21 protein-coding genes are annotated in these 22,059 nt (G+C 72.4%); 8 read left to right on the top strand and 13 right to left on the bottom strand.

Annotation, left to right across the window (positions count from 1 at the left end; translation table 11 throughout):
• Positions 1-79: 79 nt before the first annotated feature.
• A complete protein-coding gene (locus ACF1G2_RS10960; RefSeq protein WP_391797970.1) occupies positions 80-709 on the bottom strand; it encodes a winged helix-turn-helix transcriptional regulator in 630 nt (209 codons plus the stop codon).
• Between the two features lie 84 nt (positions 710-793).
• Here ACF1G2_RS10960 and ACF1G2_RS10955 point away from each other — a divergent pair, with 84 nt between their 5' ends.
• Together ACF1G2_RS10955 and ACF1G2_RS10950 are read left to right on the top strand one after the other, a co-directional pair.
• Positions 794-2,005, top strand: a complete 1,212-nt coding sequence (locus ACF1G2_RS10955) for a pyridoxal phosphate-dependent aminotransferase (RefSeq protein ID WP_391797969.1) — start codon at positions 794-796, stop codon at positions 2,003-2,005.
• A 62-nt stretch (positions 2,006-2,067) separates the two neighbouring features.
• Positions 2,068-3,447 carry an MFS transporter gene (locus ACF1G2_RS10950; RefSeq protein WP_391797968.1) on the top strand — a complete coding sequence of 460 codons (1,380 nt, stop codon included), beginning with the start codon at positions 2,068-2,070 and terminating at the stop codon, positions 3,445-3,447.
• 423 nt (positions 3,448-3,870) lie between these two features.
• Here ACF1G2_RS10950 and ACF1G2_RS10945 read toward each other — a convergent pair whose 3' ends face one another.
• Positions 3,871-4,605 carry a hypothetical protein gene (locus ACF1G2_RS10945; RefSeq protein WP_383170100.1) on the bottom strand — a complete coding sequence of 245 codons (735 nt, stop codon included), beginning with the start codon at positions 4,603-4,605 and terminating at the stop codon, positions 3,871-3,873.
• 81 nt (positions 4,606-4,686) lie between these two features.
• Between ACF1G2_RS10945 and ACF1G2_RS10940 the strand changes: the two genes are divergently transcribed.
• Complete coding sequence (locus ACF1G2_RS10940) at positions 4,687-5,145, top strand: hypothetical protein (RefSeq protein WP_391797967.1); 459 nt, start codon at positions 4,687-4,689, stop codon at positions 5,143-5,145.
• A gap of 12 nt (positions 5,146-5,157) precedes the next feature.
• Positions 5,158-5,817, top strand: a complete 660-nt coding sequence (locus ACF1G2_RS10935) for a DUF2293 domain-containing protein (RefSeq protein WP_391797966.1) — start codon at positions 5,158-5,160, stop codon at positions 5,815-5,817.
• Positions 5,818-5,844: 27 nt separating this feature from the next.
• Here ACF1G2_RS10935 and ACF1G2_RS10930 read toward each other — a convergent pair whose 3' ends face one another.
• From ACF1G2_RS10930 to ACF1G2_RS10920, 3 genes are all read right to left on the bottom strand, one after another.
• On the bottom strand, positions 5,845-6,669 hold the full coding sequence (locus ACF1G2_RS10930; RefSeq protein ID WP_391797965.1) for a chaplin: 825 nt from the start codon (positions 6,667-6,669) through the stop codon (positions 5,845-5,847).
• A 161-nt stretch (positions 6,670-6,830) separates the two neighbouring features.
• On the bottom strand, positions 6,831-8,135 hold the full coding sequence (locus tag ACF1G2_RS10925; protein ID WP_391797964.1) for an SWIM zinc finger family protein: 1,305 nt from the start codon (positions 8,133-8,135) through the stop codon (positions 6,831-6,833).
• Positions 8,132-10,975, bottom strand: coding sequence for a DEAD/DEAH box helicase (locus ACF1G2_RS10920; protein WP_391797963.1), 2,844 nt, complete (start codon positions 10,973-10,975; stop codon positions 8,132-8,134). The genes ACF1G2_RS10925 and ACF1G2_RS10920 overlap by 4 nt, the downstream gene beginning before the upstream one ends.
• 188 nt (positions 10,976-11,163) lie before the next feature.
• Here ACF1G2_RS10920 and ACF1G2_RS10915 point away from each other — a divergent pair, with 188 nt between their 5' ends.
• Complete coding sequence (locus tag ACF1G2_RS10915; RefSeq protein ID WP_391797962.1) at positions 11,164-11,496, top strand: hypothetical protein; 333 nt, start codon at positions 11,164-11,166, stop codon at positions 11,494-11,496.
• 33 nt (positions 11,497-11,529) lie between these two features.
• Here ACF1G2_RS10915 and ACF1G2_RS10910 read toward each other — a convergent pair whose 3' ends face one another.
• Both ACF1G2_RS10910 and ACF1G2_RS10905 read right to left on the bottom strand, forming a co-directional pair.
• Positions 11,530-11,976, bottom strand: a complete 447-nt coding sequence (locus ACF1G2_RS10910; protein ID WP_391797961.1) for a DoxX family protein — start codon at positions 11,974-11,976, stop codon at positions 11,530-11,532.
• 119 nt (positions 11,977-12,095) lie between these two features.
• Entirely contained in the window at positions 12,096-12,791 is a 696-nt protein-coding gene (locus ACF1G2_RS10905) for a class I SAM-dependent methyltransferase (RefSeq protein WP_391797960.1), read from the bottom strand.
• Between the two features lie 139 nt (positions 12,792-12,930).
• Between ACF1G2_RS10905 and ACF1G2_RS10900 the strand changes: the two genes are divergently transcribed.
• On the top strand, positions 12,931-13,212 hold the full coding sequence (locus ACF1G2_RS10900) for a DUF6343 family protein (RefSeq protein ID WP_391797959.1): 282 nt from the start codon (positions 12,931-12,933) through the stop codon (positions 13,210-13,212).
• Positions 13,213-13,245: 33 nt separating this feature from the next.
• Here the strand turns inward: ACF1G2_RS10900 and ACF1G2_RS10895 are convergent, their stop codons facing one another.
• The 4 genes from ACF1G2_RS10895 to rpsA all read right to left on the bottom strand — a co-directional run bounded on the left by ACF1G2_RS10895 (position 13,246) and on the right by rpsA (position 17,118).
• Positions 13,246-13,614 (bottom strand): tetratricopeptide repeat protein, encoded by a 369-nt coding sequence (locus ACF1G2_RS10895; RefSeq protein WP_391797958.1) that lies wholly within the window; start codon positions 13,612-13,614, stop codon positions 13,246-13,248.
• Between the two features lie 202 nt (positions 13,615-13,816).
• On the bottom strand, positions 13,817-14,425 hold the full coding sequence (coaE, locus tag ACF1G2_RS10890) for a dephospho-CoA kinase (protein ID WP_391797957.1): 609 nt from the start codon (positions 14,423-14,425) through the stop codon (positions 13,817-13,819).
• Between the two features lie 31 nt (positions 14,426-14,456).
• The gene (locus ACF1G2_RS10885) at positions 14,457-15,395 is read right to left on the bottom strand and encodes a PAC2 family protein (RefSeq protein ID WP_391797956.1); all 939 of its coding nucleotides are present in this window, start codon (positions 15,393-15,395) and stop codon (positions 14,457-14,459) included.
• Positions 15,396-15,615: 220 nt separating this feature from the next.
• Positions 15,616-17,118, bottom strand: a complete 1,503-nt coding sequence (gene rpsA / locus ACF1G2_RS10880) for a 30S ribosomal protein S1 (protein WP_391797955.1) — start codon at positions 17,116-17,118, stop codon at positions 15,616-15,618.
• A gap of 345 nt (positions 17,119-17,463) precedes the next feature.
• On the opposite strand from rpsA, the gene ACF1G2_RS10875 reads away from it, so the two are divergent.
• Together ACF1G2_RS10875 and hrpB are read left to right on the top strand one after the other, a co-directional pair.
• Entirely contained in the window at positions 17,464-18,291 is an 828-nt protein-coding gene (locus tag ACF1G2_RS10875) for a class I SAM-dependent methyltransferase (protein WP_391797954.1), read from the top strand.
• 92 nt (positions 18,292-18,383) lie between these two features.
• Complete coding sequence (hrpB, locus tag ACF1G2_RS10870) at positions 18,384-20,945, top strand: ATP-dependent helicase HrpB (RefSeq protein ID WP_391797953.1); 2,562 nt, start codon at positions 18,384-18,386, stop codon at positions 20,943-20,945.
• Here hrpB and ACF1G2_RS10865 read toward each other — a convergent pair.
• Together ACF1G2_RS10865 and ACF1G2_RS10860 are read right to left on the bottom strand one after the other, a co-directional pair.
• Positions 20,929-21,894, bottom strand: a complete 966-nt coding sequence (locus ACF1G2_RS10865; protein WP_391797952.1) for a DUF3068 domain-containing protein — start codon at positions 21,892-21,894, stop codon at positions 20,929-20,931. The two genes, hrpB and ACF1G2_RS10865, sit on opposite strands and share 17 nt — an antisense overlap.
• 14 nt (positions 21,895-21,908) lie before the next feature.
• Positions 21,909-22,049, bottom strand: a complete 141-nt coding sequence (locus tag ACF1G2_RS10860) for an SPW_0924 family protein (protein WP_355111251.1) — start codon at positions 22,047-22,049, stop codon at positions 21,909-21,911.
• Positions 22,050-22,059 lie beyond the last annotated feature (10 nt).

Genomic DNA, 22,059 nt, shown 5'->3' with positions numbered 1-22,059 from the left:
CCCCGATGCGGTCGTGTTGTTCACGACAGCGGAAACCGGCCATACGGTAACCCGGCGGAGGGGGCCCGGCCGAACGATCTCAGCCGGTCGGTACGGTCTGATCCAGCCGCGCCCGTCCCGCCGCGACCGCTTCCGCGAGGCTCAGCTCCCCGCCGGCCAGGGCCCGGCAGGTCGCGGTGTCCGTCCGCAGGTGCGCGTCCGGGCTCTCGGCGGGCCCGTCCGCGTAGGAGACACCACCGTCGCCCTCGATCCGTACATGGAACGCGCCCTCGTCCAGCGTCACTTGTACGACCCCTGTCACCACGCCCTCCAGGGCTCGGAGCAGCGGGATCGCGAACCAGTGGGCGCGTACGGCGTCGGTCGGGCGCGGCGCGTCCAGGTCCTGCGCGCCCCACTCCGCCAGGGCACGCAGGACCGGCAGCAGTCCGCGTCCGCGCGGGGTGAGTTCGTACACGTACGCCGACACGGGTGGCGGCAGGCGGCGGCGCGTGACGAGTCCGGTGCCCTCCATGTCCTTGAGCCGCCCGGCCAGCATGTCCGTGCTGACGCCCGGGAGATCGGCGTGGAGATCCGTGTAGCGGCGCGGCCCGGCGAGGAGTTCGCGGACGATCAGCAGCGTCCAGCGGTCGCCGACGGCGTCGAGGGCGCGCGCGGAGGCGCAGTACTGGTCGTAGCTCCGGCGGCGCGGGTGTCGTGGCTGACGTGGCATGCGACGCAGTCTAGACAAGTTGTTGGACTTTCCAAGCTCTAACTTGGTAAAACCAAGCATCAATACTTCTGGGGAGGTCGTCGCATGGAGTTCCGGCAGTCGAGCAAGCTGAGCGAGGTCTGCTACGAGATTCGCGGCCCGGTCATCGAGCACGCCAACGCCCTGGAGGAGGCGGGCCACAGCGTCCTGCGCCTCAACACGGGCAATCCCGCGCTCTTCGGCTTCGAGGCGCCCGAGGAGATCGTCCAGGACATGATCCGGATGCTCCCGAAGGCCCACGGCTACACGGACTCCCGCGGCATCCTCTCCGCCCGGCGCGCCGTCGCCCAGCGCTACCAGGCCATGGGCCTGCCCGAGGTCGACGTCGATGACGTCTTCCTCGGCAACGGCGTCTCCGAACTGGTCTCCATGGCGGTCCAGGCGCTGCTCGAGGACGGCGACGAGGTACTGATCCCCGCTCCCGACTTCCCCCTGTGGACGGCGGCGACCACCCTCGCGGGCGGGAAGGCCGTGCACTACCTCTGCGACGAGTCGGCCGACTGGTACCCGGACCTCGACGACATGGCGGCGAAGATCACCGACCGTACCCGGGCCGTCGTGATCATCAACCCCAACAACCCCACGGGCGCCGTCTATCCCCGTGAGATCGTCGAGGGCATCCTCGACCTCGCCCGCCGCCACGGGCTGATGGTCTTCGCCGACGAGATCTACGACCAGATCGTCTACGACGAGGCCGTGCACCATCCGGCCGCCTCCCTCGCCCCGGACCTCGTCGTGCTCACCTTCGGCGGGCTCTCCAAGACGTACCGCGTGGCGGGGTTCCGCTCCGGCTGGCTGGTCGTCAGCGGCCCGCAGCAGCACGCGAAGAGCTATCTGGAGGGGCTGACCATGCTCGCCTCCATGCGGCTGTGCCCGAACGCCCCCGCCCAGTACGCCATCCAGGCGGCGCTCGGCGGCCGGCAGTCGATCCACGAGCTCACCGCCCCGGGCGGCAGGCTCCACGAGCAGCGCGACAAGGCCTGGGAGAAGCTCAACGAGATCCCCGGAGTCTCCTGCGTGAAGCCTAAGGGCGCGCTCTACGCCTTCCCCCGCCTCGACCCGAAGGTGCACAGGATCCACGACGACGAGAAGTTCGTCCTCGACCTGCTGCTGCGGGAGAAGATCCAGGTGGTCCAGGGCACCGGCTTCAACTGGCCACGTCCGGACCACTTCCGCATTCTGACCCTCCCGTACGCCGACGACCTGGACGCGGCGATCAGCCGCATCGGACGCTTCCTGAGCGGCTACCGGCAGTAGGGCCGCCCTGCCCCTACGCTGGCCGTGACATGGGCCTCCACGGACGGATGGGAGTTGAGGCCGTGGAGTTCGGGAAGTCGTCACCCACGCCGGAGCGACGGTCCCTGGCGCCGCTCCTGGCCGTGTGCGCCGGGTACTTCATGGTGATCCTGGACGTGACGATCCTCAACGTCGCCGTACCGGTGATCGGCCGGGAGCTGTCGGCCTCGCTCACCGGGATCCAGTGGATCACCGACGGGTACACCCTGGTCTTCGCCGGGTTTCTGCTGACCGGTGGCGCGCTGGGCGACCGCCTCGGCAACCGCCGGATCTTCTGCGCGGGCGTCGTCGTCTTCATCGCGTCCTCGGCCGCCTGCGCTCTCGCACCCAGCACGCCCTTCCTCGTGGCGGCCCGGCTGGTGGAGGGGCTCGGCGCGGCGCTGATCGTGCCCGGCTCCCTCGCCCTGCTCCAGCAGGCCTACCCGGCGCCGGCCGCCCGGTCGCGGGCGTTCGGACTCTGGGGCTCGATGGCGGGCATCGCCGCCTCCGCCGGGCCCCTCCTGGGCGGACTGCTCGTCTCCACCGTGGGCTGGCGCTGGGTGTTCCTCATCAACCTGCCCGTCGGCGCGGTGTGTCTGCTGCTGACCCTGCGCCATGTGGAGCGCTCGCCGCGGCGCGCCACCCGGGCTCTGGACTGGCCGGCCCAGGTCGCGGTCGTCGCGGGGGTGGCGCTGCTGACGGGGGCACTGAACGAGGCCGGCAGGCGCGGCTGGTCCGACCCGGTCGTCCTCGGCGGACTGGCCCTGGCCGTCCTCGCCGCGGTGGCGTTCACGGTACGCGAGCGGCTGGCCCGGTCCCCCGCCCTGCCCCTGGACCTGCTCCGGTCCCGCGCCATGGGGGGCGGAGCCGTCATCGGGCTGCTGTTCAACTTCGGCTTCTACGGCATGGTGTTCACCGCCAGCCTGGAGTTCCAGCAGCATCGCGGCTACAGCGCCCTCGAAACGGGTCTCGCGCTCTTCCCGGCCGTGGCGATGACCATGTTCGCGTCCGTCCTGTCCGGACGGCTGGCCCGCCGCACCGGCGACCGTCCGCTCGTCGTCACCGGCATGCTCCTGGCCGCCCTGGGGCTGGCCGGCTGGGCCGCGACCGGCGCCGACCCCGCGTACGCCCTGCTGGTGGCCCCGATGATGGCGGCGGGGTTCGGTACCTCCTTCGCCCTCACCGGTTCGACCGCCACCGTGATGGGCGCCGCTCCACCGGCGTACTCGGGGACCGCGTCCGCGCTCTTCAACACCACGCGGCAGATCGGCAGCGCCACCGGTGTCGCGCTCGGCGGAAGCCTGCTCGTCACGGCCGGGGGCGGCGCGGGGGTGCGTGTCAGCATGGCCGTCGGCGCGCTCGCCTACCTGACCGCCGCCGTCCTCGCCCGGCTCTGCGTACCGGCGAAGCCCCGTACGCCGTAGGGCGTCACGGCTCCGGAAACGGAGCGGGTCCGAGGGCGTAGCCTGCCCCCGGACCCTGTTCGATGCCGCTCACATCACACGCCGGCACACTTGAGGACCCGGGTCAGTCGTCATTGCGTCGCGTCCTGCCGTTGGACCACCGCCGATCGAGCTCGGCGGACCAGATTCGAACTGGCATTTCGACGCACCAGGGCCCGGGCCCGGTCGATCCGGCGATGAGCGGCGCATGCTGAGTCTGGAGCAATAGTCTGAGATTGACGCGGTCTGCCTCTGCCTGGTTGGGCCACCCCGGCAGGAGAGTGCCGGGAGGAGGACTCGAACCTCCACTGGAACCGCGGATTCACGACAAGCCTCAGTTTCAGCTTTGCGCTCCTCGCGCACCCCGGCCGTCACTGCGGCCGGGGAGTTCATGGGTGTCCCCGGCTACCCGAAGAGGTAGCCGAAGACGGCGTCGCCGACACGCTGGTCGGTGACCTCGGCGCTGTTCGCCTCCTCACGCGCGAACTTCACGGCCTGCTGGAGCTTCTCCACCCGCTCCAGGAGCTCGTTCACCCGCCGGGCCGGCAGAGCCCCGGAGAATTTGACGGTGGTCCAGTAGCCGACCGGCACGTCCTCGTAGTAGACCTCGACCTGGGCCGGGTGCTTGTCCGTCGCCTCCGCCTTGACGTGGTTGCGCGGCACCTTCTTCGTCCGGACCGTCCGCACGACCTCGGTCTTCCACGCGTCGGTCGACGGGTCCTGCGTCCACGACTCGGCCGCGTCGAGGACCGGCAGCTTGCGCACGAAGGTGTTGATGTCCGTCAGCTGCTTCTCCAGGAAGAGGAGGTACGCGACGGGCACCCGGCTCACCAGGACGCGCCCGTCGACCGTGATGTCGGCGCGTGCCTCGCAGTTGGCCCAGTCCTTGGTGGCGGTCACATCGAACAGCCTCGTCAACGCCCGTGCGGTGTCGCGCAGTACGTCCTCGGCCTTCACCTGCACCAGCGTGGACTCGGGCGGAAGCTGCTCGCCCTCCTCGTCCTTCGGCTGGTACGTACGGGAGATGCCCGCCAGCAGGGCGGGCTTCTGCAGCCCGTGGTGCGCCGACGTGAGGTCCTGCTGCGCCCTGGACTTGACGCCCTTCTCCACTGCGATGATCTGATTGAGTTTCGTTGCCACGCGACGGACCCTAGCCGGGACCGGGGCGGTGAATCGAACGATTATTGCGGCCACTTGAGCACGCGGAGGAGTGACCGGGGCATGGAGACGGCACTGATCGCCGTGGCGGGAACCCTGCTGGGTGTGATCGCCACGCACTGGTTCGAGAGCCGGGCCGCGGAGCGTACGGCGGCGCTGGCCCGCGACGAGCAGCTGCGGCAGGAGCGGATCGCGGCGTACAGCGCCTTCGCGGGAGCGGTCGTCGACTACCGGCGCAGCCAGAACGACCGCTGGTTCCGCGCCGTGGAGGATCCGGACTCGGACCGGGCGGAGGAGTCGCGCTACGCCTCGTACCGTCAGCGCACGGCCACCCGACAGGCGCTCTTCCGCGTGCAGTTGGTCTGCGAGGACGCGGAGACCCGCCGACTGGCCGAGCAGGCCTTCGAGACGACCAACTGCGTGCACGAGGCGACAGGCGAGGAGGACCGCGCCCACCGTTCACGGCAGGCGAAGGAGACGCTCGACCGGTTCATCGCCGCCGCCGCTCCCGGCACGCGCTGAAAGGGGGACGTCGTGGACCTGGTCGCACCCGTCGTCGTCGAACCGCTCAAGCGACGCCGCTGCTCGGAGTGCCGTCAAGGGCCCCTCGAGCGGATGATCGTCGAGTTCAACGCGCCCGTCTGCCTCGACTGCGCCGACCTGGGCCATCTGGTGTTCCTGCGCCGGGGCGACACCGCCCTGACCCGCCGGGCGCGGGAGGGCAGCGCGCTGTGGGCGGTGGTGGTCCGGCACAACCGGCGCCGCACCCGGTACGAGCGTCAGGGCCTCCTCGTCGAGGAGGACGCGCTCGCCCGGGCGGAGGCCGCCTGCCTGGCGGACGCGGAGGCGCGTGCGAGGCGCCGGGTCCGGGACGCGGCGCGGCGCGCGGAGCGGGACACGGAGGTCACGGCGGCGCTGGAGGCCGAGATCCTGCGGCTCTTCCCGCACTGCCCGCTGGACCGGGCCGCGGAGATCGCGGCCCACGCCTCCCACAAGGGCAGCGGCCGGGTGGGACGTACGGCGGCGGGGCGGGCGCTCGACCGGGGCGCGGTCACGGCCGCGGTGCGGGCCGCCGTACGGCATGTCGACACCGAGTACGACTCGCTGCTCATGCGCGGTGTTCCCCGGCACCAGGCCCGGACGAGGGTGGCACCCGCCATCGAGACGGTGCTCCGGGCCTGGCGCCCCGGGTGAGGACGGGGAGGTACCGCGCGGAGGGCCTCAGACCTGCGCGCCCATGCCGCGCGCCCGGCGGTACAGGAGTGCGCCGCCGAGCAGCAGGGCCGCGCCGGCCGGGGCCGCGTAGCCGACGAGCTCCGAACCCGTGCTGGCGAGCGCGACCGAGCTGGTCTGCGGGCGCGGCGCCGGGGCGGGCTCCTCGGTCTCCGTCTCGGGGACCGGGGGGATGTTCCGCGGCGGCGTGGGCTTGGGCTCCTCGCCCGGCTCCTCGGGCTGGGACGGGCCGTTGACCGAGGTGTTGCCGAACGCCGGGTTGCCGATGCCCACGACGTTGACGGAGTTGCCGCTCACGTTGACCGGGAGGTCGATGGGCAGCTGGAGTCCGTTGCCGGAGAGCACGCCGGGCGAGCCGTGGGCGTGGCCCTCGGCGGTGGCCCCGCCCCCGTTCGACGAACCGCCGTGGGACGAACCGGCGTGGGAGCCGCCGTGCTGGGAGCCGCCACCGTGCTGGGAGCCGCCGTGCTGGGAGCCGCCGCCGTGCTGACCCCCGCTGCGCGGCGTGCCGGGCAGGTCCTTGTGGGCCCTGCCCGGGCCGTCGGCGTCCGAGCCGTAGCCGCCGGACGCGCTCGTGTTGGCACAGCGGTTGCCGAACGCCGGGTTGAGGAGTCCGACGACGTTGACGGTGTTTCCGCAGACGTTGACCGGGGCGTGCACCGGCAACTGCACGGTGTTGCCGGAGCCGACGCCCGGCGAACCGACAGCGGCGCCCTGTGCACCGGCGTCGGCGTGCGCGGCGCCCGCCGAGAGCGCGAGCGCGCCACCCGTGACCATCAGTGTGGCCAGACCACTTCGGCGAATGTGCCTCATGGCTTCCTGCCTTCCGGAGGTGTTCACGGGCATCCGCCCGTAACGCAATTAACGCGATTCGGGCGAGGCCGGATCAGGCCGTCGGCGGGTTTCACTCCATCGAGTGGGAATGGCTTCGAACGGAGAGGGCAGGGTGAGACGGTTCGGGTCCTGCCCGGCGGTCAGCGGCCCAGCAGATCGGTGAGCGCGCCGACCGGGTCGGCGTCGGGTGTGCCGCGGGGCCACCAGTCCTCACGGTCGGCGTCGGACTCGTAGCCGTACCAGAGTCCGTCGCGGCCGAGGCGGAGCTGCAGGGAGCGGGTCGACAACCGGTTGCGCCAGGGGCGGAAGGCCGGGAAGTCGGCGGCGAGCAGCGCCGGTCGGGCGCGGTCGAAGGGCCCCGCGGGCGGGTCCCAGGGCTCTTCGAGGACGGTGAGTCCGGCGGCTCCGCCCTGCCGCCAGGCCGCGACGGCCCGGGCGAGGTCGGTGGGTGTGCGGTCCAGGGCGTATGCGAGGTCGCGGTAGAGCGCGCGAGTGGAGGCGGTGAGTCCGGAGCCCGGGTGGGCGGCGGCGAGGCGCACGGCGTCCTGCCAGGGGGTGAGCGCGGCGACGGGATCGCGCCCGGTGGTCAGGAAGGCGTGAGCGCGGGCCCCGGCCTCCGTGGCGAGCAGGTCCAGGGCGAGAGGATCGGGCGCGTGGGGGTCAGGCGGGTAGACGGGGGGACGGCCCGGCCGCGCGGGCGCGGGCAGGGGCGGAGGCAGCGACGGCAGGGCCCGGCCGGGGTCGGGGGCGAACGCGGCGCGAGCCGGGACCGTCGCCATCGGCGGCGCCGCCGCCGTCTTCTCCGCGGCGGAACGGGCCGCGTTGCGCTGGGTGAGGGCGGCGAGGATCTCCTGCTCACCGCGGCCCCTCATCAGGAAGAGGACGAACGGGTCCTCGTCGAGGAGCCGCGCCGACTGGTAGCAGAGGGCTGCCGCGTGCTTGCAGGGGAACCCGTCGTCCGGGCAGGAGCAGTCGGGGACGAGGTCTCCGGGCGCGGGCAGCAGACCGGTGACGGCCTCCAGTGCGTGCGGGACGTCCTTGTCGAGCAGGGCGGCGATGTGGTCGGGCCGCGCGGCGACCTCGTCGAGGAATTGCTCCCAGCCGTCGTCGCCGAGGGTCCTCAGCCGGATCTCGGTGCGGTACGGACGGGGGCGCGTGCCGTGGACGTAGGCGATGACCCGGCCGGGGGTGACCGTGATGGCGTCGACGTGCCCGCGCCCGGCGTACGCCTTGCCGCGCGCCAGCCGTGCCGGGTCGAGGGCGGTGTCCTCCAGGGCCTCCACCCAGGCGTTGCCCCACCAGGTGGCGGCGAAGCGGCCGTCCGGCGCCTCGCGCGGGGCGAGGGCGGGGAAGGTACGTCGCAGGTCGTCGTGGCGCGGGCCGGCGAACCTCCCGGCGACTGGCCGGCGGGCGGGGCGCGGCGAGGAGCCGGAGCGGCCGTTCATGCCGGCCTCCTCAGGGACACCAGGTCCGCCAGCTCGCGGTCGGTGAGCTCGGTCAGCGCGGCCTCTCCGGAGCCGAGAACGGCGTCGGCGAGGGCGCGCTTGGCGCGCAGCATCTCGGCGATGGAGTCCTCCACCGTGCCCTCGGCGATCAGCCGGTGGACCTGGACGGGCTGGGTCTGTCCGATCCGGTAGGCCCGGTCGGTGGCCTGCTCCTCGACGGCCGGGTTCCACCAGCGGTCGAAGTGGACGACATGGCCGGCGCGGGTCAGGTTGAGCCCGGTGCCCGCCGCCTTCAGCGACAGCAGGAAGACGGGCACGTCGCCGGACTGGAAGCGGTCGACCATCCGCTCGCGCTCGGCCACCGGCGTTCCTCCGTGGAGCAGTTGGGCCGGGATCGCCCGGGCCTCCAGATGGTCGGCGAGCAGCCGGGCCATGGAGACGTACTGGGTGAAGACGAGCACCGAGCCGCCTTCGGCCAGGATCGTGTCGAGGAGTTCGTCGAGCAGCGCGAGCTTGCCGGAGCGGCCGGCGAGCCGGGCCGTACCGCCGCCCTCGGCCGTGTGCTCCTTCAGGTACTGGGCGGGGTGGTTGCAGATCTGCTTGAGGGAGGTGAGCAGCTTCATGACGAGACCGCGGCGCGCCATGCCCTCCGCGTCCTCGATCTGGCTCATGGTCTCCCGGACGACCGCCTCGTAGAGCGAGGCCTGCTCGCGGGTCAGGGCCACGGGGTGGTCGGACTCGGTCTTGGGCGGCAGCTCGGGGACGATGCCGGGGTCGGACTTGCGGCGGCGCAGCAGGAAGGGCCGGACGATCCGGGCGAGGCGCTCGACGGCCTCCTGGTTCTCGATCTCCTCGCTGTTCTCGACGGCGCGCGCGTGGCGGGACCGGAAGGCCTTGAGGGGGCCGAGGAGGCCGGGGGTGGTCCAGTCGAGCAGGGACCACAGCTCGGAGAGGTTGTTCTCCACCGGCGTGCCCGTGAGGGCGACCCGGGCGGCCGTGGGGATGGTGCGCAGCGCCTTGGCGGTGGCGGAGAAGGGGTTCTTGACGTGCTGCGCCTCGTCGGCGACGACCATCCCCCACTCCTGTTCGGCCAGGTGAGGGGCGCTGGTGCGGAGGGTGCCGTAGGTGGTGAGGACGAAGCCGCCCGTGCCGGATTCGGGGACGAGTCCTTCGAGGGAGCGGTCGGGGCCGTGGAAGCGGCGCACGGGGACACCGGGGGCGAAGCGCTGGATCTCGCGCTGCCAGTTGCCCAGCAGGGAGGCGGGGCAGACGACGAGGGTGGGCGCGCGGCGGGCGCGGCGCAGATGGAGGGCGATGAGCGTGACGGTCTTGCCGAGGCCCATGTCGTCGGCGAGGCAGCCGCCGAGGCCGAGCGAGGTCATCAGGTCGAGCCAGGCCAGTCCGCGCAGCTGGTAGTCGCGCAGGGTGGCGTCCAGTCCGGCGGGTGCCTCGACCTCCTCGGGCCCGGCGACGAGCCGGTCCCGGAGCGTCGCGAGGGTGCCCACGGGCACGGCGCGGACGGTCTCGCCGTCCACCTCGGCCGTACCGCTGAGGGCGACCGCGAGCGCGTCCACGGGCTCCAGGAGGCCCAGTTCGCGCTTGCGGGCCTTGCGGACCAGGTCGGGGTCGACGACCACCCACTGGTCGCGCAGTCGCACGATGGGCCGGTGAGACTCCGCGAGCGCGTCCATCTCCCGCTCGGTGAGCGGGTCTCCGTCGAGGGCCAGCTGCCAGTTGAAGCGGAGCAGTTCCTCGCTGTCGAAGAACGCGGTGCCGTCGGTGGCCGAGCCCGGGGCGGCGGCCGGCGGCCGTACGACGGCGGAGGCGGTGAGCGAGCGGGCCAGTTCGCGGGGCCAGTGGACGGCCACCCCGGCGTCCGCCAGGCGTGCGGCGGCGGGGCCGAGCAGCTCGTACAGCTCGTCCTCGGTGAGGGCGAGGACGTCGGGGATGTCGCGCTCCAGGAGCCCGCCGAGCGGTGGCCAGACGCGGGCCGCCCGGCGCAGCGCGAGGACGGCGTCGACGCGGGCCCGCGGTCCGAAGAGCTCGTCGCCGTCGCCCTCCCAGAGTGCGGCGGCGTCGATGACGAGGGTGGGGTCGGCGAGGCTGTGGACCTGGAGGAGGGCCGCGGCGGCCCGCCGCTCGTCACCGCCGTCCCCGGCGACGTCGAAGAGTCGGTAACCGCTCAGGTCGAGCCGGAGTGAGACCCGGACGCCGGCGTCCATGCCGGCCGCCGCCTCGGCCGCCCACGCGCGCGCGTGGGGCAGGTGCTGTGCGGCGCGCGCGGCGAACGGCTCACCGGCCGCGTGGGCCGCGGCGGGGGTACGGGGCAGGGTGTCGGCGACCGCGTCGAGGAAGGCCCGCACGAGCGCCTCCGGGTCGGGCAGCTGGAGCGGACTGCGGCCGGGGAACGGCACCGCGTGGGCCTCGGGTGGCATCGCGGCGGCGACGGCCCTCAGATGGGCGACATCGTCGGCGTCCAGCGGCCCCGCCCGCCAGGCGTCCAGGTCGTCCGCGGTGAGGCCGGGCAGCAGCCGGCCCCGTGCGGCGAGATGCAGGGCGTGCAGGGCGGCGGCGCCCCAGCAGGCGGCCGCCGGGTGGGCGCCCGGGCGGTGACGGGCGGCGACCAGGTGCGGCAGGGCCTCGGCGATGCCGAGGACCCTCGCGGGGACGGTGCGGCTGCGGACTCCGGAGCCGTGACGCCGTACGACGGTGAGCTCGGTGATCTCGGCGGCCCCGGGCAGCGTGCCGCCGTCCGGGGCCCAGAAGGCGACCCGCCCCTCCCGGGGAAGCGAGGCCGGAAGGAAGACGGCGGCACAGCTCTGCCAGGTGTGCTGGGTCATGGCGCCGGTCACCTCCCGTTCCGCGACGGATTCCTTCTGGATCTCCGACCTTACGGGTGGGGTCTGACAACGGGCCCTCGCGCCGCTTCGCCCGGGCGGACCAGCACCGGGTGACAGCCCGCCCCGCAGGCGGCAGGGTGACGTGAACAGGGCTTCTGCCGCCTTCGCCCGACAGACGAGGAACCGCCATGTCCGTTCATCGGCGTATCGGCACCGCCGCCGGGGCCGCGCTCCTGATGCTCACCGTCGCGGGCTGCTCCGGTCTCGGCCGCACCGCGGTGGGCACGCTCACGTACGACACCGCGCGCGAAGTCGTGATCACCGTGACGAGCCCCTCGGTCAACGGCTGCCACAGGCTCGCCCCGTCCGGCGTGACGAGGGTCGAGAACCGCACGCTGCTCGACCTGAAGCTGTACACCAACAGGCAGTGCCAGGGGGACTACATCTACATCGCCACCAACACGAGCGACATCATCGCGCCGGACACGCTCCCCTGGCGCAGCTACAGCGTCGTCCACTAGCCGCGGCCGCGGGCCGCGCGGGCCGCCGGCGCGTCACGCCCGGCGGCGGATCCGCGCGAGAAGCTCCGTGCTGCGGTCGCGACGGGTCCAGGCGATGACGGCGAGGGGTACGGCGAAGAGGACCGGCGTCAGGGCGTTCTGGCCGTCGAACACGGTCAGCTGGGTGACGAACGCCCCGATCATCAGGCCGATGAGCGCGGTCGCCGCGGCGCCGGCGAGGACCGGGACCAGCAGTGCCACCGCCCCGGCCAGTTCCAGTGCGCCGACCGTGTACATCAGCCAGTCGCCCCAGCCGATCCGGTCGAAGGCCTCGGCGGCCGACCAGTGTCCGACCAGCTTCGGCGCGGCGCTCGGGATCGCGAAGAAGAGCGCGAGGAGGATCTGGAGGACCCGTACGGTGATGTCGGCGCGGCGGCTCAGGCGCTTTTTGCCCGCGGTGGTCCCGGAGGCGGCGGTGACGGCTGCGATGTCGGTGGTCACGGGTGATCCCCCTGCTGTCGGCGGTGCGTTCGCTGTCACAGGGGTAGACGGGCGGGGCACCGGAAACTCATCGCCGTTCCGGTGCACGGCGCGAACTCTCTCAGCGGGTCACGGTCCGCTCACCGGGCCACGGGACGAGCCCTGACCCAGGTGCCGTCGTCCGTCAGCACGGCGTCGACCGCGAGCCCCGCCTCGCCCAGGTACCGCTCGAACTCCGCCGCGCTCAGGGGCCGCGAGAGGAACCTCTGGGTCCAGCGCAGATCCGGGAAGACGTACTCGGCGAGGACGGAGTCGACGCCGTCCCCGACCGGGTCGGACGACACGATGCGTACCGTGCAGCCGCCCGGGTCCTCGCGCTCGCGCGGCACCTCCCGGTGCCAGCCTTCGCCCTCGCGCTGGATCAGGACGCAGCCGTCGTCGCGGACATGGCGTCTGCAGCTCTCCAGCAGTGCCTGCCGTTCGGCGTGTTCGGCCGTGTGGACCAGGAAGGAGGCGAGCATCACCACATCGAACCGCCGCTCCAGGCGCAGTGATTCGATCGGGCTGTGCACCGTCTCCACGCCCGGCACGCGCTCCCTGACCGCTTCCAGCATCTCCGCCGACTCGTCCACCGCCGTCACGGCGAAACCCCGGTCGACCAGAGGCCCCGTCACCCGCCCGGCGCCACAGCCCAGTTCGAGCAGGGAGGCACCGGCCGGCACGGCGGCCTCGATCACCTCCGGCTCGCGTCCCACCCCGAGGCGCCGGTACACGTCGACGGCGCAGCCGTCGGGGGTGATGGCTCCGGGCCCCGTCCCTTGGTGTCCCTCACGCATCCGTCCGCTCATGCCCAGGAGAACGAAGGCCCTCGGGCGCCCGTTCCCAGCGACGCCGCGTCGAGCCGAATATCGCCCGTTCGAGTGACGTTCGCCCTCGCACGCCGGGGGTAGACCCTCAGTAGGAGATGCGACCGTCATGCGTACAGGCAGTGAACCGGCGACCGCGCGCAGTGCTCTGCGGATGCGGTTCTGGCTGAGTCTGTGGGGTCTGCTCTGGGCCGCCTTCGGCACGACGGTCTTCGCACTGGTGGGCAGCCCCGGGTGGGCGGCGGCCTGCGGGGTGCTGTTCGTCGTGGCCGCCGTCGACATGTCGATGGTGCTGCACCACATCCGTCAGGGGCCGCACTGGCAGCCAGGGCGGAACATCCCGCCGTACGAGCCCGATCACGGCGGCACGGGCCCGCGCCGCCGCCGCTGACACCGCCCGGCGCCGCGCGACCCGTACCGGGCGTCAGTCCTCGGCGCCGAAGCGGGCCGCCTGGAGGTACTCCGGCTTGGGGTCGAGCGCGGCCGCGAGGCGGAAGTGGCGGGTGGCCTGGTCGGGCCGACCGGAGCGCTGGAAGGTGCGGGCGAGGGCGAAGTGCGCGAACGCGTTGTCCGGTTCGCGCTCCAGGACCAGCTCGAACTCCAGCTCGGCGGGGCGCAGTTGGGCGGCGGCGAAGAAGGCGCGGGCGCGCAGCAGCCGAGCCGCGGTGTTCTCGGGATGAGCGGCGATCACCGAGTCGAGCAGCTTCACGGCACCGCGGGGGTCCCGCGCTGCCAAGAGCTGCTCGGCGGCGCGGAAGTCGATGACGTGGGTCTCGGGGTTCCTCTCGGCCACGGTGGCATCCTTCCCTGTCTCCGGCGGTTCAACATCGGGCCCGACAGCGGTATTCCGTGCCGGGACCCGATTCCGGCACGGACGGCATCGCCACGGTTCTCGCCGCGGCCCGCCGCGGTGGTGACCGCCGGAGATCCGACCGCCGTACCCGCGATTCCTACCCCGCCACGGGCGTGGCCCATCGCGCGGACCTGTCGGCTTTCTACCGGGTTTCCCCGGCGGCCCGCCGGGTCAGTTCGTCCCAGACCTTGCGCACCTGGGGCTCCAGCGCGTCCAGCGGCCCGTCGTTGTCGACGACCAGGTCCGCGATCGCCCGGCGCTGCTCGCGCGTCGCCTGGGCCGCCATCCGGGCTCGCGCCTCGCTCTCGGCCATCCCTCGCAGCCGTACCAGCCGGTCGAGCTGGGTCTCCGGGGACGCGTCGACGACGACCACCAGGTCGTAGAGCGGCGCGAGGCCGTTCTCGGTGAGCAGGGGGACGTCGTGGACGACGACGTCGTCGGCTCCGGCCGTGCTCTCCAGCTCGGCGGAGCGGGCGCCGACCAGGGGATGGACGATCGCGTTCAGGGTCGCCAGACGGTCGGCGTCGGCGAAGACGATCGAGCCGAGCTTCGGCCGGTCCAGGACGCCCCCGTCGGTCAGGATCTCCGCCCCGAACGCCTCCACGACGGCCGCGAGCCCGGGAGTCCCGGGCTCGACGACCTCGCGAGCGATCTTGTCGGCGTCGATCAGCACGGCCCCGTACGAGACGAGGAGCCGCGACACTTCACTCTTGCCGGCGCCGATACCGCCGGTCAGGCCCACCTTCAGCATGAGCGGCAGCTTAGGACCCGCGGTCCGCCGGCTACGCCTCGCCCTCCCGCTCGGCGAGGAAGCGCTCGAACTCGCGGCCGAGCTCGTCCGCCGACGGCAGGTCGACGGGCTCGGCGACCAGGCTGCCGCGGGTCTCGGCGCCGGCCGCCGCGTCGTACTGGTGCTCAAGGCCCTGGACCAGGGCCGTCAGCTCGTCGTCGCCCTCCCCGATCTGGCGCTCGATCTCGGTCTGTGTGCGTCGGGCCTCGGTGCGCAGCGTGTGGGCGACACCGGGCAGGACGAGGCCGGTGGCGGCCGTGATCGCCTCCAGGGCGGTCAGCGCGGCGTCGGGGTAGGAGGACCGGGCCACGTAGTGCGGGACGTGGGCGGCGACGCCGAGGGTGTCGTGACCGGATTCGGTGAGCCGGAACTCGACGAGCGATTCGGCGCTGCCGGGGACCTGGGCCTCGTCGAAGGGGCTTCGGTGGCCGGGCATGAGGTCCGTACGGCTGCCGTGCGGGGTGAGGCCGACGGGGCGGGTGTGGGGGACGCCCATGGGAATGCCGTGGAAGTTCACCGAGAGCCGGACGCCGAGGCGTTCGACGATCTGGCGGACGGCGACGGCGAACCGCTCCCACTCCACGTCCGGTTCGGGGCCGGACAGCAGCAGGAAGGGGGCGCCGGTGGCGTCCTGGACCAGGCGGACCTCGATGGCGGGCGTCTCGTACGACGTCCAGCGGTCGCGCCGGAAGGTGAGCAGCGGCCGGCGTGCGCGGTAGTCCACGAGCCGGTCGTGGTCGAAGCGGGCCACCACCTGGTGCGGCAGCGTGTCCAGCAGGTGGTCGACGATCTGCTCGCCGGTCTCACCCGCGTCGATGTAGCCGTCGAAGTGGTAGAGCATGACCAGCCCGGCCGACTCCTGCGCCAGGGCCATGTCCACGACGGCCAGGCCCTTCTGGTCCCATTCGTACAAATCCTGGGGATCAAGCACGATTACCGCTCCTCCTCGCGTTCCTAGAGAAGAACGCTCCCCGGTGCAGGGGCATTCCCCGTGGCCCGGTTTTCGTGAGCGGAGTGTGCGCACGCGAGCACGCCCGCGTGGGACCGGCGCAGGACGCGCGTGGAGCCCTCGGGACACGACTGAGGCCCGCTCCCCCGGAGGGGAACGGGCCTCGATCGTTGGCTAGCTAGTGCCTAGCGACAGAGCTGATTCAGCTCTGGCCGCCGGCCAGCTTCTCGCGCAGGGCGGCCAGGGCCTCGTCCGACGCCAGGGCGCCGGAGTTGTCGTCCGACTCCGAGGAGTACGAGCCACCCGTGACACCCGCCGGGGCACCGGCCGGAGCGGCGGCGCCACCCTCGGCAGCGGCGGCCTCGTCGGCCTCGCGGGACTTGATGACCTGAGCCTGGTGCTGCTCGAAGCGCTGCTGCGCCTCGGCGTACTGGGTCTCCCAGGCCTCGCGCTGGGTCTCGTAGCCCTCGAGCCAGTCGTTGGTCTCGGGGTCGAAGCCCTCGGGGTAGATGTAGTTGCCCTGGTCGTCGTAGGACGCGGCCATGCCGTACAGGGTCGGGTCGAACTCGACCGACGCCGGGTCGGCACCGAAAGACTCGTTGGCCTGCTTCAGGGACAGCGAGATCCGGCGACGCTCGAGGTCGATGTCGATGACCTTGACGAAGATCTCGTCGTTGACCTGGACGACCTGCTCCGGGATCTCCACGTGGCGCTCGGCCAGCTCGGAGATGTGGACCAGACCCTCGATGCCCTCGTCCACGCGGACGAACGCACCGAACGGAACCAGCTTCGTGACCTTACCCGGGACGACCTGGCCGATCTGGTGGGTACGGGCGAACTGCTGCCACGGGTCCTCCTGGGTCGCCTTCAGCGACAGGGAGACGCGCTCGCGGTCCATGTCCACGTCGAGAACCTCGACGGTGACCTCCTGGCCGACCTCGACAACCTCGGACGGGTGGTCGATGTGCTTCCAGGACAGCTCGGAGACGTGCACGAGACCGTCGACGCCACCCAGGTCCACGAAGGCACCGAAGTTGACGATCGAGGACACGACGCCGGAGCGGACCTGACCCTTCTGGAGGGTCGTGAGGAAGGTCTGGCGAACCTCGGACTGGGTCTGCTCCAGCCAGGCACGGCGGGACAGGACCACGTTGTTGCGGTTCTTGTCCAGCTCGATGATCTTCGCCTCGAGCTCCTTGCCCACGTAGGGCTGGAGGTCGCGGACGCGACGCATCTCGACCAGGGAGGCCGGGAGGAAGCCGCGGAGGCCGATGTCGAGGATGAGACCACCCTTGACGACCTCGATGACGGTACCGGTGACGATGCCGTCCTCTTCCTTGATCTTCTCGATGGTGCCCCAGGCGCGCTCGTACTGGGCACGCTTCTTCGAGAGGATCAGGCGGCCTTCCTTGTCCTCCTTCTGGAGAACCAGGGCCTCGATCTCGTCGCCGACCTTGACGACCTCGTTCGGGTCGACGTCGTGCTTGATCGAGAGCTCGCGGCTCGGGATGACACCTTCGGTCTTGTAACCGATGTCGAGCAGGACCTCGTCCCGGTCGACCTTCACGATGACGCCGTCGACGATGTCGCCGTCGTTGAAGTACTTGATCGTCTCGTCGATCGCGGCGAGGAAGGCTTCCTCGTTACCGATGTCGTTGACCGCAACCTGCGGGGTGGTGGCGGTGGTCTCGGTGCTGCTCGTCATGTGGGAAAGGGCTCCGGTTACGGACAGAAAGTCGTAGGTACTGCTACGCCGAGAGCCCGTATCGCACCGAAGAAGCCGGACAGCCAATGAAGCGCCTTTCCGGATGGACCGGTGGGCGCCTCGAGAACCGAGGGGACATACAACCGTGCGAGCGCGGCCTGCTCCGTCTGAGGCGCGCAGGCCCGCAGCGCAACCTTTAGCATACGGGGGCAGCCGGACAGGGTCAATGCGCGAAGCGCGCAGGCGGGGCGGTTCGTCCTATACCCGGCACAACTCAACTCTCCCCAGGCCGTCCTGGCCGGGGCCGCGCAGCGACGCTGTGCGCAAACTACATCGACGGGCGAGATGAACCAAGAGTACGAACAGGAAGACGGGTCCGAGTACGAGCCTGCGGCGACCCGGCGTGACGCGGGTGACGCGGAGAGCAGCCGGGCGAGCCGCGGCTGGTGGGACGGGAACGCCGACGAGTACCAGAGCGAGCACGGGGCGTTCCTCGGGGACGACCGTTTCGTCTGGGGTCCGGAGGGTCTCGACGAGGCCGAGGCGGGGCTGCTCGGACCGGCCGGCTCGTTGAAGGGGCTCGACATCCTGGAGGTAGGCGCGGGGGCGGCGCAGTGCTCGCGCTGGCTCGCGGCGCAGGGGGCGCGGCCGGTGGCGCTCGACCTCTCGCACCGGCAGCTCCAGCACGCGCTGCGGATCGGGGACGACGTGCCGCTGGTCGAGGCGGACGCCGGAGCGCTGCCGTTCCGGGACGGCGCCTTCGACCTGGCCTGTTCGGCGTACGGCGCGGTGCCCTTCGTGGCGGACCCGGTGAAGGTGTTCCGCGAGGTGCGCCGGGTGCTGCGGCCGGGCGGCCGGTGGGTCTTCTCGGTGACGCACCCGATCCGCTGGGCCTTCCCCGACGAGCCGGGTCCCGAGGGGCTGTCGGTCGCGGCCTCCTACTTCGACCGCACCCCCTACGTCGAGCAGGACGAGCAGGGGCAGGCCGTGTACGTGGAGCACCACCGGACGATCGGCGACCGGGTGCGGGACGTGGTCGCCGGCGGCTTCCGGCTGGTGGATCTCGTCGAGCCGGAGTGGCCGGAGTGGAACAGCCAGGAGTGGGGCGGCTGGTCGCCGCTGCGGGGGAACCTGATCCCGGGTACGGCGATCTTCGTCTGCGAGCGGGACTGACGAACGCCGCTCGCCTCCTGTTCCTCATATAAGAGGACAGGACCTGTGGACAGCGGTGACCGCGTCCCGGGGCGACGTACGAGACTGAGTGCGTGATCCGACACGACGCACTCGACCGTCTCCCCGTCCGCCATGCCGTGCCCGAGCTGCTGACCGCGCTCGGGGAGCGCGGCACGGCGGTGCTGCACGCGCCTCCCGGCACCGGCAAGACCACGCTGGTGCCGCTCGCGCTCGCGGGCCTCATAGGGGACGGACCGCGGCGGCGGGTGCTGGTGGCCGAGCCGCGCCGGATGGCGGTGCGGGCGGCGGCACGGCGGATGGCGTGGCTGCTGGGTCAGGAGGTCGGCGAGGCCGTCGGCTTCTCGGTCCGCGGTGAGCGGCGGACCGGCCCCGGGACCCGCGTCGAGGTGGTGACGACCGGTGTCCTCCTCCAGCGGCTCCAGCGTGATCCGGAGCTGGCCGGCGTGGACGTGGTGCTGCTCGACGAGTGCCACGAGCGTCACCTGGACGCCGACACGGCGATGGCGTTCCTGGTGGACGTCCGGGCCACGCTGCGGCCCGAGCTCAAGCTGATCGCCGCCTCGGCCACGACGGACGCCGAGGCCTGGGCGGAGCTCCTGACGGTCCTGGACGGCACCGGCCCGGCGCCGATCGTCCGGAGCAAGGGCGAGTCGCACGGTTACCTCGTCCGGTTCGCCGCACCGCCCGCAGGTGTCCGGCCCTCCCACGGCACCTGGGTGGATCCCGCTCTGCTGCGTCATGTGGCGGCGACGGTACGGCTCGCGTGCGAACGCCACGAGGGCGACGTCCTCTGTTTCCTTCCCGGCACGGGGGAGATCGCACGGACGGCGGGGATGCTGGCGGACCTCGACGCCGATGTGTTCCAGCTGCACGGGCGGGCGCCGGCGGCGGTGCAGGACGCGGTGCTCCGCGGGGCGGAGCCCGGCGGGCGGCGCCGGGTGATCCTGGCGACCTCCGTGGCGGAGTCGAGCCTGACCGTGCCGGGGGTGCGGATCGTCGTGGACTCGGGACTGGCGCGGGAGCCGCGGACGGACCACGCCCGCGGCCTGGGGTCGCTCGCCACGGTCCCGGTGTCGATCGCCGCCGCGACGCAGCGCTCGGGCCGCTCCGGCCGGGAGGCGGCCGGGGTCGTGTACCGCTGCTGGGCGGAGGCGGACGACGGCCGCCGCTCCCGCTTCCCCTCCCCCGAGATCGAGATCGCGGACCTGGCCTCGTTCGCCCTGCGCACGGCCTGCTGGGGCGACCCCACGGCGGAGGGACTCGCACTTCTCGACACACCGCCGGCCGGGGCGATGGCGGCCGCGCGCTCCGTACTGACGGCGATCGGGGCGGTGGACGAGGAGGGGCGCGCGAGGGAACGGGGGGTACGGATGTCCCGGCTCGGCGTGCACCCGCGTCTGGCCAGGGCCCTGATCGACGGTGCGCCCGAGGTCGGTGCGCGGCGGGCGGCCGAGGTGGTCGCGCTGCTCAGCGAGGAGCCGCCCCGGGAGTACGGCGACGACCTGACCGCGGCCTGGCGCACGGCGCGGCGGGGCACCGACGGGTACGGAGCGCGCTGGAAGGCGGAGGCCCGGCGTCTGGAGCGATCGGCCGCCGAGGTGGGGCCGGAGTCTCCGCGGGCCGGAGGCGGCGCCGCGGCAGGCGGCGGGGAGGACGTCGTCGCCGGGCTTGTGACGGCGTACGCCTTTCCCGAGCGGGTGGCCAGGGCTCGGGAGAGCGGCGGGTTCCTGATGGTGTCGGGGACGGGTGCCGAACTCGCCGAGGGGTCGGGGCTCGGCAGCGCCCCGTGGCTGGCCGTCGCCGTGGCGGACCGGACCGCACGGAGCGCCACGGCGAGGGTGCGGCTGGCCGCCGTGGTGGACGAGGACGTGGCGCGTGCTGCGGCCGGGCATCTGCTCACGTCCGGCGAGGAGGTCCACTGGGAGGAAGGGGACGTGGTGGCCCGGTCGGTGTCGCGGCTGGGCGCCGTCGAGCTGACCGCGCGTCCGCTGAGGGACGGTGCCGACCCCGGGCGCGTACGGGCGGCACTGCTGGACGGGTTGCGGCGCGAGGGGCTCGGGCTGCTGCGGTGGAGCCGGGAGTCCCAGGAGCTGCGACTGCGTCTCGCCTTCCTCCACCGGGTCATCGGAGAGCCCTGGCCCGAGATGGCGGAAGGGGCTCTGCTCGACCGGGCGGACGAGTGGCTGGAGCCGGAGCTCTCCCGGGCCCGGCGGCGGGCGGACCTCGCCCGGATCGACGCGGGGCAGGCGCTGGGACGGCTGCTGCCGTGGGCGACGGGTGAGGCGGGCCGGCTCGACGAGCTCGCGCCGGAGCGGATCCAGGTGCCGAGCGGATCGCGGATCCGGGTGGACTACGGCGGGGAGCAGCCGGTCCTCGCGGTGAAGCTGCAGGAGATGTTCGGGCTCGCCGAGACGCCGAGGGTGGCCGGCGGGACGCCGGTCGTGGTCCACCTTCTCTCCCCCGCCGGCCGGCCGGCGGCCGTCACCGCCGATCTGGCCTCGTTCTGGCGGGACGGTTACCGCGCCGTGCGGGCGGAGCTGCGCGGCCGCTATCCCAGGCATCCGTGGCCGGAGGACCCGGCCGGGGCGGAGCCGACGCGGCACACCAGCGCGCGGCTCAGGAGGGAGCGGTAGCGGGGGTGTCCGGTCCCGGGCGCCGGCCGCGGGCCTCCAGCCAGAGCGAGAGGGCGAGCAGGAGGAGGGAGAGAGTGACGAACGTCCACGGGAGGTAGGAGGTGACGAGGAGGACTACCGTGCGGTTCGTCCTGACCAGCTCGACGGTGCTGCGGATGTAGTCCTCGCGCATCTTCACATGGCCGGAGAAGGCGGTGACTTTCCAGTCGGTCTTCTCGTTGCGGAGCTCCTCCTTGTGGATCTCCTCGCCGTTGACGGGGGCGCCGGTGACGGGGTCGACCCAGAACATCCGCTTGGTCGTGTACCAGATGGTCATGCCCGACTGGCTGATCATCTCGGGGGTGACGCCCTCGATCGGCATCGTCTTGGGCATGGGGACCTTGGTCCAGGGGATGGTCTGCTCGAAGTAGTAGACGTCCATGCCCCGGAAGGTGCGGGTGCCCTTGTAGTGGATGGGGGCCGAGGTGCGGGAGCGGGCGTCGTAGTACTGGTAGTCCCGTTTCTCGGTGAGGAAGGGCCATTTGAACTCGATGCCCTCGCGCCGGACGGCGTCGCCGTCGACCATCGCCCCGGTGGCGTTGACCGGGTCCTGGGTGTGGGCGTCGAAGATGTACCGCTCGGGGATCTTGGAGACCATCTTGCCGTCGGGGCCGGTGATGTAGGTGAGTGCGTCCCAGACGACGACGTCGCGGCCGGCGTTCCGCTCGATCCGCTTCGACTCCTCCACGTTGCCCTTGAGCGTCTGGATGATCGTGAGCTTCTCGACCTCCTTGGCCGTGAGGGTCGAGTAGTCGACGAGGGTGGCGGGCTTCGCCTCCAGGACGATCTCCTGGTACTGGTTCGGCGGGATCTTCGCCACGCGGGGGAAGACGTACCAGCGGAGGGTGGGGGCCATCGCGGCGAAGAACACGGCGAAGGAGAGCAGGACGAGGCTGGCGCGGCGGCGCATGGGCGTGGCTCCTCCTACTTCTTGGGGCCGGGGTCGGCGGTGAGGAGGGGCTTGGGCGAGGTGGGCCCGTCGGGCGGCAGGTCGACCACGGAGACGAGGAGGATGACGAGGAGGACTGGGACCAGCCCGATGGCGGCGGCTACGAGGGCGCGCAAGGTCGGCCTC

The organism is Streptomyces sp. NPDC013457, from assembly GCF_043089925.1.
In the GTDB taxonomy this organism is placed as follows: Bacteria; Actinomycetota; Actinomycetes; order Streptomycetales; family Streptomycetaceae; genus Streptomyces.
Note: the sequence above shows the minus strand (reverse complement) of the source record. Positions and strands in the feature narration are given on the sequence as shown.

Excerpts from the sequence above, each read along its gene's own strand:
- rpsA (WP_391797955.1), bottom strand. The coding sequence starts at position 17,118 with ATGACGAGCAGCACCGAGACCACCGCCACCACCCCGCAGGTTGCGGTC.
- ACF1G2_RS10930 (WP_391797965.1), bottom strand. The coding sequence starts at position 6,669 with ATGAGGCACATTCGCCGAAGTGGTCTGGCCACACTGATGGTCACGGGT.
- ACF1G2_RS10940 (WP_391797967.1), top strand. The coding sequence starts at position 4,687 with ATGGAGACGGCACTGATCGCCGTGGCGGGAACCCTGCTGGGTGTGATC.
- ACF1G2_RS10875 (WP_391797954.1), top strand. The coding sequence starts at position 17,464 with ATGAACCAAGAGTACGAACAGGAAGACGGGTCCGAGTACGAGCCTGCG.
- coaE (WP_391797957.1), bottom strand. The coding sequence starts at position 14,425 with ATGCTGAAGGTGGGCCTGACCGGCGGTATCGGCGCCGGCAAGAGTGAA.
- ACF1G2_RS10960 (WP_391797970.1), bottom strand. The coding sequence starts at position 709 with ATGCCACGTCAGCCACGACACCCGCGCCGCCGGAGCTACGACCAGTAC.
- ACF1G2_RS10915 (WP_391797962.1), top strand. The coding sequence starts at position 11,164 with ATGTCCGTTCATCGGCGTATCGGCACCGCCGCCGGGGCCGCGCTCCTG.
- ACF1G2_RS10905 (WP_391797960.1), bottom strand. The coding sequence starts at position 12,791 with ATGCGTGAGGGACACCAAGGGACGGGGCCCGGAGCCATCACCCCCGAC.
- ACF1G2_RS10865 (WP_391797952.1), bottom strand. The coding sequence starts at position 21,894 with ATGCGCCGCCGCGCCAGCCTCGTCCTGCTCTCCTTCGCCGTGTTCTTC.
- ACF1G2_RS10925 (WP_391797964.1), bottom strand. The coding sequence starts at position 8,135 with ATGAACGGCCGCTCCGGCTCCTCGCCGCGCCCCGCCCGCCGGCCAGTC.
- ACF1G2_RS10920 (WP_391797963.1), bottom strand. The coding sequence starts at position 10,975 with ATGACCCAGCACACCTGGCAGAGCTGTGCCGCCGTCTTCCTTCCGGCC.
- ACF1G2_RS10900 (WP_391797959.1), top strand. The coding sequence starts at position 12,931 with ATGCGTACAGGCAGTGAACCGGCGACCGCGCGCAGTGCTCTGCGGATG.
- ACF1G2_RS10955 (WP_391797969.1), top strand. The coding sequence starts at position 794 with ATGGAGTTCCGGCAGTCGAGCAAGCTGAGCGAGGTCTGCTACGAGATT.